This is a genomic window from Mycolicibacterium palauense, from assembly GCF_002592005.1.
GTDB classification, from domain to species: Bacteria; Actinomycetota; Actinomycetes; order Mycobacteriales; family Mycobacteriaceae; genus Mycobacterium; species Mycobacterium palauense.
The window spans coordinates 1-13,133 of sequence record NZ_NVQF01000122.1 but is presented as its reverse complement, the minus strand read 5'-3'; the positions used below and the strand labels follow the sequence as shown (position 1 = coordinate 13,133).

11 protein-coding genes are annotated in these 13,133 nt (G+C 69.5%); 3 read left to right on the top strand and 8 right to left on the bottom strand.

The annotated features are described in order from the left end of the window. Nucleotides 1–158: 158 nt before the first annotated feature. From CSR00_RS27685 to CSR00_RS27675, 3 genes are all read right to left on the bottom strand, one after another. Complete coding sequence (locus CSR00_RS27685; RefSeq protein ID WP_141564505.1) at nucleotides 159–692, bottom strand: hypothetical protein; 534 nt, start codon at nucleotides 690–692, stop codon at nucleotides 159–161. A gap of 62 nt (nucleotides 693–754) precedes the next feature. Then, on the bottom strand, nucleotides 755–2,236 hold the full coding sequence (locus CSR00_RS27680; protein WP_099025589.1) for a glutamate-cysteine ligase family protein: 1,482 nt from the start codon (nucleotides 2,234–2,236) through the stop codon (nucleotides 755–757). Nucleotides 2,237–2,293: 57 nt separating this feature from the next. Then, entirely contained in the window at nucleotides 2,294–3,070 is a 777-nt protein-coding gene (locus CSR00_RS27675; RefSeq protein ID WP_099025592.1) for a class I SAM-dependent methyltransferase, read from the bottom strand. Nucleotides 3,071–3,215: 145 nt separating this feature from the next. Between CSR00_RS27675 and glpK the strand changes: the two genes are divergently transcribed. Further along, complete coding sequence (gene glpK, locus CSR00_RS27670) at nucleotides 3,216–4,682, top strand: glycerol kinase GlpK (RefSeq protein ID WP_245906653.1); 1,467 nt, start codon at nucleotides 3,216–3,218, stop codon at nucleotides 4,680–4,682. Nucleotides 4,683–4,731: 49 nt separating this feature from the next. Here glpK and CSR00_RS27665 read toward each other — a convergent pair whose 3' ends face one another. From CSR00_RS27665 to CSR00_RS27650, 4 genes are all read right to left on the bottom strand, one after another. Continuing rightward, nucleotides 4,732–5,583 (bottom strand): PadR family transcriptional regulator, encoded by an 852-nt coding sequence (locus CSR00_RS27665; protein WP_099025587.1) that lies wholly within the window; start codon nucleotides 5,581–5,583, stop codon nucleotides 4,732–4,734. Between the two features lie 83 nt (nucleotides 5,584–5,666). Then, entirely contained in the window at nucleotides 5,667–6,191 is a 525-nt protein-coding gene (locus tag CSR00_RS27660; protein WP_099025591.1) for a PadR family transcriptional regulator, read from the bottom strand. 76 nt (nucleotides 6,192–6,267) lie between these two features. Beyond that, a complete protein-coding gene (locus tag CSR00_RS27655; RefSeq protein ID WP_099025586.1) occupies nucleotides 6,268–7,824 on the bottom strand; it encodes an NCS1 family nucleobase:cation symporter-1 in 1,557 nt (518 codons plus the stop codon). A 66-nt stretch (nucleotides 7,825–7,890) separates the two neighbouring features. Next, complete coding sequence (locus CSR00_RS27650; RefSeq protein ID WP_099025585.1) at nucleotides 7,891–8,601, bottom strand: GntR family transcriptional regulator; 711 nt, start codon at nucleotides 8,599–8,601, stop codon at nucleotides 7,891–7,893. Nucleotides 8,602–8,729: 128 nt separating this feature from the next. On the opposite strand from CSR00_RS27650, the gene CSR00_RS27645 reads away from it, so the two are divergent. Both CSR00_RS27645 and CSR00_RS27640 read left to right on the top strand, forming a co-directional pair. Further along, nucleotides 8,730–10,070, top strand: coding sequence for a carotenoid oxygenase family protein (locus tag CSR00_RS27645; protein WP_099025584.1), 1,341 nt, complete (start codon nucleotides 8,730–8,732; stop codon nucleotides 10,068–10,070). Nucleotides 10,071–10,106: 36 nt separating this feature from the next. Further along, nucleotides 10,107–11,285, top strand: coding sequence for a cation:proton antiporter (locus CSR00_RS27640; RefSeq protein WP_099025583.1), 1,179 nt, complete (start codon nucleotides 10,107–10,109; stop codon nucleotides 11,283–11,285). A gap of 52 nt (nucleotides 11,286–11,337) precedes the next feature. Here CSR00_RS27640 and lfrA read toward each other — a convergent pair whose 3' ends face one another. Next, entirely contained in the window at nucleotides 11,338–12,984 is a 1,647-nt protein-coding gene (gene lfrA, locus CSR00_RS27635; RefSeq protein ID WP_141564503.1) for an efflux MFS transporter LfrA, read from the bottom strand. Nucleotides 12,985–13,133: the final 149 nt, after the last annotated feature.

The following is a 13,133-nucleotide window of genomic DNA, read 5'->3' as shown; positions in this document are numbered from 1 at the left end:
GGAGCGGCAGCCGCGAGAGCTACGGTAGGGAGGCCGTCGGCAGCGTAGGATGGGTAGAAGGTACAGTCCCTGCACCGAGCGTGCGCACCGACCGTCCCGCAGCCGGCGCGTGCGATCCACACGCACGCTCGATGCGGTCGGGGCGGGTGGAGAAACCCTCAGCGCAGGCAGGCGTCCATCACGTCGTCGGCGGCGTCGTCGATCTGGCGTTCCTCGTCGTCCATCTGCTGCTGGGTGGCCCTGCGGTGCCCGGCCGAGTAGTCCATCAAAGCCGCGGTATAGGTCCGGATCGCCTTGGCCACCTCCGGCGGGGTGTTCGGCACGACCAGATCCTGCAGCTCGGTGATGATCCGGCTCTCCTCCACCGAGAACCGGGAGGTGGCCTCGGCCACCCCGGGGTCGTTCCACGTCCAACCCGGCGCGCTGACATGCGGCAGCCAGTTGCGGTAGGCCAGGGTCCACTGGGTGCTCAGTGCGCGGAAGGCGTTGCAGGCGTGCTCCCTGGCCTGCTGGCCGTCGAGGTGGCGGTCGGTCGCGACCACCGAATCCGCGGAGTTCGCGGGGGACTGAGCCGTGCCGGCGGCACCGCGCAGCAGCCACCCGGCCAGCCCGCCGACGAGCAGCGCGGCCACCACCGGTAGCCAGATCCATCGACGGTGGGAGGAACCGGCGCCGGCAGGCGTGGTGGGCATCGATGTCCTCCGGGGCTGGGCTGGGTCAGCACAGTCTACGAGGCAGGGCCGCCCCGTGTGCGCTACCCGGCCGGGCCGTCCCAGGTGTGCACGGGCCGGTTGGCATGCATGCGCTCGCAGTACAACCGCAACATCTCGGCCAGTGCGTGCGGGCGTGCCATCCCCCGGCGCTGCAGTGCGCCGACGGTCTCGGTCTGCCAGGCCGCGCCGTTGCGTCCGGTCTTGGCCCGCCCCTCGATCACCCCGAGATAGCGGTCGCGTACCTCGGCGGCCACGCCCCAGCGGCGCAGCCCCTCGTGGGCCATCGGTAGCAGGCGGCGCAGGACCAGCTCGTCGGCCCCCACCTCACCCTCCCCGGGCCAGTACAGCCGGGCGTCCATCCCGTCGCGGGCCGCGGCGACGAAGTTGTGTTGTGCGGCAGCGAAACTCATCTTCGTCCAGAGTGGACGGTCCTCCTCCGACAGGGTGCGCAGCATGCCGTAGTAGAACGCGGAGTTGGCCATCATGTCCACCACGGTCGGGCCGGCGGGCAGCACCCGGTTCTCCACCCGCAGGTGCGGCCGGCCGTCGACGACGTCGTAGACCGGGCGGTTCCAGCGGTACACCGTCCCGTTGTGCAGCCGCAGCTCGGACAGCCGCGGGGTGCGCCCGGCGGCCAGTTCGGCCACCGGATCCTCGTCGGAGAGCTCCGGCAGCAGCGACGGGAAGTAGCGCACATTCTCCTCGAACAGATCGAAGATCGAGGTGATCCAGCGCTCACCGAACCACACCCGGGGCCGCACGCCCTGGGTCTTCAGCTCGTCCGGGCGGGTGTCGGTGGCCTGGGTGAACAGTTCGATGCGGGTCTCGGCCCACAGGCGGTGGCCGAAGAAGAACGGGGAGTTGGCGCCGAGTGCCAGCTGCGGGCCGGCCAGCACCTGCGCGGCATTCCAGTTGTCGGCGAACTCCGTGGGCGAAACCTGCAGGTGCAGCTGCATGCTGGTGCACGCCGATTCCGGGGCGATGGTCGCGGCCTGGATGCTGAGGCGTTCCGGGCCGTCGATGTCGATGACGATGTCCTCGCCCCGGGCCGTGAAGATCGAGTCGTTGAGCGCCTGGTAGCGCGTCGACTCACTCATCCAGTCGTGGTCCAGATGTTCGGGCATCAGGGTGGGCAGGATGCCGATCATCACGATGTGTGCGTCGTGCCGGCTGGCCTTGGTCTCGGCGGCGTTGAGGCTGGCCCGCACCTCGTCTTCGAGCTCGAGCGCCGAGCGTCCGGGCAGCGGCCGGGGCGGAACGTTGAATTCGATGTTGTAGGCGCCCAATTCGGTCTGGTAGGCGGGGTCGGCGATCGAGGCCAGCACGTCGGTGTTGGTCATCGCCGGCTGGTAGTCGCCGTCGACCAGGTTGCACTCGATCTCCATGCCGGTCAGCGGGCGGTCGAAGTCGAAACTGGACCGGGTCAGCATCGTCTCGAAGACATCCAGGCAGAGCTGGACCTTGCGCCGATACTGCTGGCGGTGCGCCCGGGAGAACTCGGCGCGCTCGACCTCTTCGCCCACACCGATGATGCAACCCGCTCACCGACGCGTTGGCAAGGACCGGTGTCGGCGGCCCGGTCACGGTGCGGCGGCGCGCCGGGCCACCACGATCTGGGGGGACCACCATCCGCCACGCAGCTCGAGCTCGATCGTCGGGTCGGCGTGCAGGGCCAGGCTGCGCAGCGCGGAGCGGCTGTAGGTGCGCAGCGAACTGATCACCCCGTCGTGCACCAATGGGATGAACGACAGCGGCAGCATCGAGGCCAGTTGCAGCGCGTGCAGCGGAGCGGGCAGCCGGGGCAGGTCGATGATCAGCAGCCGCGCCCCCACCCGGGTGCCCTCGGCGAGCACGCGGGCCGCCGCCGACGGGCGCAGGTGGTGAAACGACAGCGCGAACACCACCAGGTCGAAGGAGCCGTCCGGGGCGTCGATCGCCGTCGCGTCCATCTGGCGCACGGTGACGCGAGGGTGGGAACCCAGCTCACCGGCCGCCAGGGCGGCCACCCATGCGGGGTCGACATCGGTGGCGGTTACCTGTGCGGTCGGATGGTTTTCGATCAGGATTTCGGATAGGGCCCCGTGGCCCGCTCCGAGCTCCAGAATCCGGGGATCCGGCACCTCGGCGATCTCCTCCAGCGCGATGCGGGCGAAGCGCTGGTGGTTTCCGAACACCCGGCCGGTCCAGTCCAGGGCGTCGATGACCTGCCGTTTCACGGACTCGTCGATGTCGTCGCGGTCCAGGTATTCGCGGCGGTCGGTCTGCAGCATGCGGTCCAGACACGAGGCGTCGAACCCGCCGCGGGGCATCCGGTCAATGGCCGGATTCCGCTCGGTTTCCGATTCCATGTAGGCCATCATGGACGATTGCACCGTACCGCCGGCGCAGTTGCGCCGGCGCGTGGCGCCCACCGGAAACTTCCAGACGTCCAGGAGCAGGAAATTGGCCCAGTCCCCGGAATTCGTCGCCGCCATCGATCAGGGCACCACCAGCACCCGCGCGATGATCTTCGACCACAGCGGCGCCGAGGTCGGCAGACACCAGCTCGAACACGAACAGATCCTGCCGCGCGCGGGGTGGGTCGAACACAACCCGGTGGAGATCTGGGAGCGCACCGCGTCGGTGCTCATGACGGCGCTGAACCGGACCAACCTGTCCGCCGGCGACCTGGCCGGCCTGGGCATCACGAATCAGCGCGAGACCGCCCTGGTGTGGAACCGCAGCACCGGGCGTCCGTACTACAACGCCATCGTGTGGCAGGACACCCGCACCGACCGCATCGCCGCCGCGCTGGACCGCGACGGGCGCGGAGACGTCATCCGGCGCAAGGCCGGACTGCCGCCGGCGACGTACTTCTCCGGTGGCAAGGTGCAGTGGATCCTGGAGAACGTCGACGGGGTCCGCGAGGCCGCCGAGAGCGGCGACGCGATCTTCGGGACCGCCGACACCTGGGTGCTGTGGAACCTGACCGGCGGTCCGCGGGGCGGGGTCCACGTCACCGATGTGACCAACGCCAGCCGCACCATGCTGATGGATCTGGAGACCCTCGACTGGGACGACGAGCTGTTGTCGTTCTTCGGGATTCCGCGACAGATGCTGCCGCGGATCGAGTCCTCGTCGTCACCGGAGCCCTATGGCGTCACCCACGCGGCCGGTCCGCTGGAAGCCGAGGTCCCGGTGACCGGCATCCTCGGCGATCAACAGGCCGCCATGGTGGGGCAGGTGTGCCTGACCGCCGGCGAGGCCAAGAACACCTACGGCACGGGAAACTTCCTGCTGCTCAACACCGGCGAGAAGATCGTGCGCTCCGAGCACGGACTGTTGACCACGGTGTGCTACCGGTTCGGCGACGCCAAACCGGTGTATGCCCTGGAGGGTTCGATCGCGGTGACCGGCTCGGCGGTGCAGTGGCTGCGCGACCAGCTCGGCATCATCAGCGGCGCCGCCCAGAGCGAATCCCTGGCCCGGCAGGTCAGCGACAACGGCGGCGTGTACTTCGTGCCGGCGTTCTCCGGGCTGTTCGCGCCGTACTGGCGCTCGGACGCGCGCGGGGCGATCGTGGGCCTGTCGCGGTTCAACACCAACGCGCATCTGGCCAGGGCCACGCTGGAAGCCATCTGCTACCAGAGCCGCGACGTCGTCGATGCGATGGAGGCCGACTCCGGAGTGCATCTGGAGGTGCTCAAGGTCGACGGCGGCATCACCGCCAACGATCTGTGCATGCAGATCCAGGCCGACGTCCTCGGTGTCGACGTGGTGAAACCCGTTGTGGCCGAGACGACCGCGCTGGGCGCGGCCTATGCGGCCGGCCTGGCCGTCGGGTTCTGGAGCGACCCCGACGAGCTGCGGGCCAATTGGCAGGAGGACAAGCGCTGGACCCCCACTTGGAGTGAGGACCAGCGCGCCGAGGCCTATGCGGGTTGGCGCAAGGCGGTTCAGCGAACCCTGGACTGGGTCGACATCGAGTGATTTCGGTGCAGTGAGTCCCGCTGACCGGGACTCACTGCACCGAAACCGGTCAGTCCTCGCCGAGGATCTGGTAGACCTCGCGGCGGGCGTTGTTGAGGATCTCCACGATCCGCTCCTGCTGTTCGGTGGTGGCGGCGTGGGCCGACTGGCCGACCGCGGCGAACAACTGGCCCGCCGCGGTACGCAGGCTGACCTGCCCAGGGTCGGCGCCCTCGACGATCTCCTCCCACGGCGCGGTCTCGATCTTCTCCGCTGCGGCACGGCCGTCCTCGGTGAGATCGAAGAGCTTCTTGCTGCCTTCGGTCTCCGACGCGGCGATCATGCCCTCGTCTTCCAGCAGTGCCAGCGTCGGATAGACCGAACCGGGGCTGGGCTTCCACAGCCCGTCGGTGCGCGCGGCGATCTCCTGGATCATCTCGTAGCCGTGCATGGGCCGCTCGGCGAGCAGCTTCATGATGGCCGAGCGCACGTCGCCACGGCGGCCCGGGCCCCGGCCGCGACCGTGCGGGCCGTGCCCTCGGCCACCGTGGCCTCCGCCTCCGCCTCCGCGTCCACGGCCTCGGCCTCCAGGGCCTCCAGGGCCTCCGGGGCCGAACCCGAAACCGGGACCGAAGCCAGGACCGCCGAACCCGGGCCCGAAGCCAGGGCCGAAGCCGGGCCCGAATCCGAAGCCCGGACCGCCGCGGTGTTCGCGGACGTGGTCGCGGAACGCGCGGCGGGCCTCGCGGCGTGCCGCGTGCAGGCCGGCGTGGTCACCGGCGTGGTCACCGGGGTCGAACCCGAAACCGAACGGGGTGCGGCCCGGGAAGGGCTGGCCCGGCTGTCCCTCGGCATTGCCGCCGATATTGCTGTCGAAATTGCCCTCGAAGGGCTGATCTGGACTGGTGAAGGGGGTGTTCATGGTGATTTCTCGCTTTCTCCGGGAAGCCCGCTATCAGCTTCCGATACGTTGACGATATATCGGAAACTATCGGTAAGCAAGAATTATTTCGCCCGGCGATCCATCGCCTCGAGCAACCACCGGGCCCAGTCCGCCTCCATCACGGCGTTGCGGATGCCGTACTCCAGCGCGGCGCGGCCGAAGAAGTACTCGTCGTCGCCGCTCCAGTCGATCGCGTCGCGCAGTGCCTCGAAACGGGCCAGGTCGGACTCGGCCCGTTCGGCGAAGCTGGCGACGTAGCGGCGCGCGTCGGCCCCGGGGATCTCCCCGAGCAGGAACACCCGCAGCAGGTCGGGTCGCCGCATCGGGGGGTCGCCCGCGGGGTCGGTGATCCAGCGCAGCAGCTCGGAGCGCCCCGCCGCGGTGACGGCGTACTCCTTGCGGCCCCGTGCACCGACGGCGGTGACCTCGATCAGGCCCGCCCCGGCGAGTTTGTTCAGTTCGCCGTAGAGCTGGCTCTGGGTGGCCGGCCAGACGTTGGCCATCGACGCCTGGAACCGTTTGAGCAGGTCATAGCCGCTCCCGGGGTGTTGCGCGAGCAGACCCAGGGCGGCGATCCGAAGACTCATGGCGGAATGGTACGGCCCCGACATTCCAGCTGTGGAATGTCGGGGCCGTACCGGGGTGTGTTCGCCGGGAGCCGGTTCAGCCGACGGGTTCGGCGTCCTGGCGGTCCTCCTGGAGCGGGGAGATCCGCCATGCGCCGCGGGTGGCGAGCAGGTAGTAGAGGCCGAAGGCGACTCCGCAGCCGATGAACCAGCTGTACTGAGCGGCCGTGGCCATGCCGGCCACGCTGCCGCCCAGCAGGACCGGGATCACCGCGAGGGCGGCGCCGACGACGGTGGCCAGCACCGCCACCGGGTTGTAGCCCTTGCGGAACCAGTAGTTGGAGGCCTTGTTCAGGGTGAACAGATCGTCGACGACGATGCGCTCCTTGCGCACGAGGTAGAAGTCGGCGATGAGGACACCGAACAGCGGGCCGATGAACGCGCCCAGGGTCTCCAGGGTGTAGTGGATGACCTCCGGATTGCTGTAGAGGTTCCACGGGGTGATCAGCACCGAGCCGACGGCCGCGATCATGCCGCCCGCACGCCAGCTGATGCGCTGCGGGCTGACGTTGGAGAAGTCGAATGCCGGGCTGATGAAGTTGGCCACGATGTTGATGCCGATGGTGGCGATGGTGAACGTCAAGGCGCCCAACACGATCGCCATCGTGCTGTCGATCCTGGCCACCGTCTCCACCGGGTCGGTGATCAGCTCGCCGAACACGGGCACCGTGGCGGCCGCGGTGACCACCACCAGCAGCGAGAAGACCAGGAAGTTGACCGGAAGGCCCAGGAAGTTGCCCTTCTTCACCGCTGCGAAAGACTTTCCGTACCGGGAGAAGTCGCCGAAATTGAGCATCGGCCCGGAGAAGTAGGAGACCACCAGAGCGATCGCACCGAGCATGACCGCGATCGTGCTGCCGCTCTTCTCGCCCCCGAGGGTCAGGCTCACGTGCCAGCCGCTGCGGTAGAGCAGGTAGCCGCACAGGATGAACATCACCACATAGACGGCCGGGCCGCAGAAGTCGATGAACCGCCGGATGGCCTCCATACCCCGCCAGAACACGCAGGCCTGCAGCACCCACAGCAGGGTGAAGCTGCCCCAGCCCAGCAGCGACAGGCCGGCGAAGCCGTACTGGTCGACGTCGGCGAACGGCGCCAGCCCGGGAAACAGCTTGAGCAGCACCACATCCAGGGCCGCCGAAGCCAGATAGGTCTGAATCCCATACCAGGCCACCGCGATCAGGCCGCGGATGATCGCCGGGATGTTGGCCCCCAGCACGCCGAAGGAGCTGCGGCACACCACCGGGTAGGGGACGCCGGCCTGCTGGCTGGGTTTGGCGACCAGGTTGCAGAAGAAGTTGACGATCACGATGCCGATCAACAGCGCGATCAACACCTGCCAGCTGGCCAGCCCGAGCGCGAACAGGCTGCCCGCGGTGACATAGCCGCCGACGCTGTGCACGTCGGACATCCAGAACGCGAAGATGTTGTAGGAGGTCCAGTGCTGGTCGCGCAGCGGTGCCAGATCCTCGTTGGTCAGCCGCGGATCGTAGCCCGGTTTGATGACGCCGCCGCCGACGGGGTGTCCGGCCGCCTCGATGAGGTCGTCGGCCCCGATCTGTGCGCCGGGCGGGAGGTTACGGGTGTCGGTCATGCCGGAAAAGTAGTCCCGACGCGTTGCCGAACTATTTCACCGAGAATATATTCTGCCGCCGAGGGGTCAGTCCTCGCAGGCGAGCAGCCCGGTGTCGGTCGGCAGGGATGCCACCACGGTGTTGAGCCGGCGGTTGTGCAGGGCGCTGGTGGCCAGCAGCGCTTCGGCGTCACGGCGAAGGAACGCCTCGAGCATCAATTCGTGGTCCTGGTGCAGCAGCGTGCGCTGCGTGGCCTGCACGTGGACCATCAGCTGGACGGGCTCGGTGATGTTCCAGGCGGATTCGAGCATGTGCACCAACCGCAGCATGCGCGACGGCCGGCTTATGGCCAGGTGGAACTCGCGACTGCGGCGGTGGTAGGCCTGTGCGTCATCGAACTTGAGCGCCTGCTGGAGGTCGCGGTTCACCGCCGACAGGTAGGCGCGGTCCTCGTCGTCGGCCAGGTCGACCGCGGCGGCCATGGCCGCCGATTCCAGCGTCTCGCGGACGATGTACATCTCGGCCAGTTCGCTGGCCGTCAGCTGTGCCACGGCGTAGCCGGAATTGGGCCGGTGCTGCACCAGTCCCTCACCCTGCAGCGTCTTGAGGCTTTCCCGCACCGGGATGTGGCTGACCCCGAACAGCTCGGCGACCTCGCCGACCGGGATCGGGGTGCCCGGCGGCAGGGCGCCGTCGAGGATCACCCGGCGCAGCTCGTCACGAATGTCCTGTTGCGAGTTCCCGGTGCGCGTCACCACCAGCTTCAGTAACAGTGCGGAATGGCGGCGGCCGGTCATCACCCGATCTTCCTACGCCCGGGGCGGGGCCGCGAGGCGGTGACATTCCACCACGACATTCCACTATTGACATGTCACTTATGGAGTGTCAGTCTGGTATCCAGCTTCCTACCAGCCCAGGAGTAGAGATGACCGAAACGCAGACCGTCGGCCCCGCCGACAACATCCCCACGAGCGGCGACTTCTTCCGGATCGGCAACTACGCACCGGTCGCCGACGAACTCACCGACACCGACCTGGTGGTGCAGGGCAGCATCCCGCCGCAGCTGGACGGCTGGTACCTGCGCAACGGACCCAACCCGCGGACCGCCACCGGGCACTGGTTCCTCGGCGACGGCATGATCCACGGCGTCCGCATCGAGCAGGGCAGGGCCGCCTGGTACCGCAACCGGTGGGTGCGCACCGACTCCTTCGTCACACCGTTCCCGCTGTACAACAACGACGGAACCCGCAACCTGCGTTCGTCGCTGGCCAACACCCACGTCGTCAACCACGCGGGAAAGACCCTGGCGCTCGTGGAATCCTCGCTGCCCTACGAGATCACCAACGACCTGGAGACCGTCGGCGCCTACGACTTCGGCGGCAGGCTGGCCGACTCCATGACCGCACATCCCAAGATCTGCCCGACCACCGGCGAGCTGCACTTCTTCGGCTACGGCAGCATCACCGAGCCCTACGTCACCTACCACCGGGCCACCGCCGACGGCGAGCTGACGATCAGCCGGCCGGTGGACGTCAAGGCGCACACCATGATGCACGACTTCGCGATGACCGCCGGGCACGTCATCTTCATGGACCTTCCGGTGGTCTTCGACCTCGACGTCGCGGTCAGGGGGGACGGCGACATGCCCTACCGCTGGAGCGACGAGTACGGTGCCCGCTTCGGCGTGCTGCGCCGCGACGACCCCCACGGCACCATCCGGTGGTTCGACGTGGACCCCTGCTACGTCTTCCACGTCGCCAACGCCTTCGACGGGACGTCCGGGACCACCATCGAGGTGCAGGCGGTGCGCTATCCGGAACTGTGGCGCGCCGACGGCGGATTCGACACCGCCGGGGTGCTGTGGAGCTGGACACTGGACCTGCAGTCCGGGGCGGTACACGAACGCCAGCTCGACGACCGGCAGGTCGAGTTCCCGCGCATCGACGACCGCCTCGCGGGACTGCCTGCGCGCCAGGCCGTCTCGGTGGCCTCCAACGCGCTGCTGCGCTACGACCTGTCGACCGGGGCATCGGTCGAGCACCACTTCGGCACCGGCGGGCCCGGCGAAGCGGTGTTCGTGCCCGATCCCGACTCGGCGGCCGACGAGAACCACGGCTGGTACCTCGGGTACGTCTACGAGCCCGAACGGGACGGCAGCGACCTGGTGATCCTGGACGCCGCGGATTTCGCCGGGGACCCGGTCGCGACGATCAGGCTGCCCCACCGGGTGCCCTACGGGTTCCACGGGAACTGGATCAGCGGCTGACCCGGGAATCGGCCGCCCGCCGATTATCGTGACCGGGTGGCGGGATTCGGCTTCGACGACCTGGCGCTGCTGGCCGTCATCGGGCTGGCCGGGCCTCTGCTGGCGGCCATTCCCCGTCTGAGGGTGCCCGTGGTGGTCGGCGAGATCGCCGCGGGCCTCGTCGTCGGCCGGACGGGTCTGGGCATCATCGACCACACCGAGCCGACCTTCGCCCTGCTGGCCGAGGTCGGGTTCGCGCTGGTGATGTTCGTCGCCGGAACCCACGTACCGATCCGCAACGCCACCCTGCGCGCCGCGCTTCCGCGTGCCGTGGCCCGGGCCGTGCTGGTCGGTGCCGTGGCCGCGGGACTGGCCGTCGGGGTGGCGACGCTGTTCGGGACGGGGCATGCGCTGCTCTACGCGGTCCTGATGGCCTCGTCCTCGGCGGCATTGGCCATGCCCGTCATCAACGACGTGGGCCTCGGTGGTCCGCCGGTGATCTCGTTGACCGCTCAGATCGCCGTCGCCGACACCGCCTCGATCGTGTTGGTGCCGTTGGTCATCGACCCGCACCGGGCGCCGCGGGCCGCCCTGGGAGCGCTGGCCGTCGCCGGCGGCGCCCTGGTGTTCTACCTCGCTCTGCGGATCTTCGACCGGCGACGGCTGCGCCGAAGGATGCACAAGTACTCCGAACGGCGCCGGTTCGCCCTGGAACTGCGGCTGAGTCTGTTGGTGCTCTTCGCGCTGGCGGCGCTGGCGGTCAGCACCCACGTCTCGATCATGCTGGCCGGATTCGCGCTGGGGCTGGTGGTTTCCGCGGTCGGGGAGCCGCGGCGGCTGGCCCGCCAGCTCTTCGGCATCACCGAGGGGTTCTTCGCGCCGCTGTTCTTCGTCTGGCTGGGGGCCTCGCTGCAGGTGCGCGAACTCGCCGAGCGTCCGCAGTTCGCCCTGTTGGGTGTGGTGCTGGGGGTGGGCGCGGTCGCCGCCCATCTGGCGGGGACCGCGCTGGGGCAGCCCCCGGTGCTGGCGGTGCTGGCCGCCGCGCAGACCGGCGTGCCGATCGCCGCGGCCACCCTGGGCACCCAGCAGGGCCTGCTGGGTGCCGGTGAGCCCTCGGCCCTGATCGTCGGCGCGCTGATCACCGTGGTGGTGACCTCGGCCGCCGCCAGGCTGGCCGTCAGACGCTACCGCGAACCGGCGGTGGGCCCCCCGACGCCCGACACCGCGCCGGGCTGACGCCGTGGGCGCGCGTGAACGCACCGGCGAGGGGCCCCGTCCCGCCGGGTTGTCACCGGTGCAGGCCGCCCGGGAGTGGGCGGCCCACCTCCACACCTGGACGGCGTGGAATCACGTCCGCACCGTCGCCCCGCTGATCGGGTCTGTCTTGCTGCTCGTCGGATCCCGGCCGGCGTGACCTGCCGAAGGCGACCCAGACCGCGGCCGCCGCGACCAGCACCAGGGTGGCGGCGATGGCGGCGGTGGGCGCGATCCCGGTGTCGAACGCCCAGCGCGCCGAGACCACCAGCGGTTCCCCCAGGTGCGGGGGCAGCTCCCGCGCGACGGCGATCGCGCCGCCGATGCTCTCGCGGGCGTCGTGGGCCTGCGCCGGGGTCAACCCGGCCGGCAGCTCGACGTTGCCGCGGTAGAACGCGGTGAAGATGGTCCCCAGCGTGGCGGTGCCGACGACGGCGCCCAGCTCGTAGGCGGTCTCCGACACGGCCGAGGCCGCGCCGGCCTTGGCGGCCGGCACCGAGGAGACGATGGTGTCGTTGGAGATGGTCTCCGAGACCCCCACGCCGAGCTCGAGCACCACGAACGACGCGATGATCGCGGCGACCGTCAGGTCGTGACGGAACACCAGGATGAGCGCGAAGCCGCCGGCCACCAACAGCAGGCCGGCCACGATCAGCAGCCGGGGTGCCACGTAGTGGGTCAGTCGGACCACCGCGAGCCCGCCGATCATCGACACGACGGCGCCGGGCAGGGTGACCAGGCCGGCGGCCAGCGGCGACAGGCCGAGCACCAGCTGCAGGTGCTGGGCGACGAAGAACAGGAAACCGACCAGCCCCACGATCGACAGGAAGTTCGCCAACACCGAGGAACTGAACGGTCCGTGGGCGAACAGTGCCATGTCGAGCATCGGTGTGCGGCTGCGGTTCTGCCGGCGCACGAACAGGACGGCCGCGGCCACGGCCATCCCGGCGGCCAGGACCGCGGCCGTCGACACGCCGTCGTGGGCGACGGACTTGATTGCCCACACCAACGGCAGCATCGCCGCGAACGAGAGGGCGACGCTGAGCAGATCCAGCGGGCCCGGGTTCGGGTCGCGTGACTCCGGGACCAGCCTGGGGGTCAGCGCCAACAGCGGCAGCAGCAGCGGCAGGGCGATGAGAAAGACCGCACCCCAGTGGAAGTGCTGCAGCAGCGCGCCGCCCACGATCGGCCCCAGCGCGGTGCCGGCGGTGAAGCACGACGCCCAGATGGCGATCGCCAGCCGGCGCGCCGACGGGTCGGCGAAGATGTTGCGGATCAACGACAGTGTGGAGGGCATCAGCATCGCGCCGAACACGCCCAGCAGGGCGCGCGCGGCGACCAGCAGTTCGGCGCTCGGGGCGAAGGCCGCCATGGTGGACACCACCGCGAAGCCGGTCGCGCCGACCATCAGCAGCCGGCGGCGGCCGACGCGGTCGCCGAAGCTGCCCATGGCGACCAGGAGTGCGGCGAGCACCAGTGAGTAGACGTCGACGATCCACAACTGGGTGGTGGCCGCCGGGCGGAACTGTTCGGCGATCGCCGGCAGGGCGAAGGCCAGCACGGTGTTGTCGATGGCGATCAACAACACCGGGAGCATCAGCACCGCCAGCGCGAACCAGGCGCTGACCGGCGTGGTGTGACGTCGGGGGACCGCCGCCACGGGGGTGAGGCGATCGGACATGGGTGGCTCCTCGAGAAGCGGGGATGGAAACGGGGACGGGAAACGGGGAGGGAAAACGGGATGGACGGGGAGGGATCGGCCGCGGGATCCGCTGGGCGAACTGTGAAACGGGCTGAGGGCGGGGGACTGTCGAACGGGCGGGGCGCCGC

Coding starts and splice junctions, on each gene's coding strand:
- CSR00_RS27685 (WP_141564505.1), bottom strand. CDS start 692: ATGCCCACCACGCCTGCCGGCGCCGGTTCCTCCCACCGTCGATGGATC.
- CSR00_RS27675 (WP_099025592.1), bottom strand. CDS start 3,070: ATGGCCTACATGGAATCGGAAACCGAGCGGAATCCGGCCATTGACCGG.
- glpK (WP_245906653.1), top strand. CDS start 3,216: ATGATCTTCGACCACAGCGGCGCCGAGGTCGGCAGACACCAGCTCGAA.
- CSR00_RS27665 (WP_099025587.1), bottom strand. CDS start 5,583: ATGAACACCCCCTTCACCAGTCCAGATCAGCCCTTCGAGGGCAATTTC.
- CSR00_RS27660 (WP_099025591.1), bottom strand. CDS start 6,191: ATGAGTCTTCGGATCGCCGCCCTGGGTCTGCTCGCGCAACACCCCGGG.
- CSR00_RS27655 (WP_099025586.1), bottom strand. CDS start 7,824: ATGACCGACACCCGTAACCTCCCGCCCGGCGCACAGATCGGGGCCGAC.
- CSR00_RS27650 (WP_099025585.1), bottom strand. CDS start 8,601: ATGACCGGCCGCCGCCATTCCGCACTGTTACTGAAGCTGGTGGTGACG.
- CSR00_RS27645 (WP_099025584.1), top strand. CDS start 8,730: ATGACCGAAACGCAGACCGTCGGCCCCGCCGACAACATCCCCACGAGC.
- lfrA (WP_141564503.1), bottom strand. CDS start 12,984: ATGTCCGATCGCCTCACCCCCGTGGCGGCGGTCCCCCGACGTCACACC.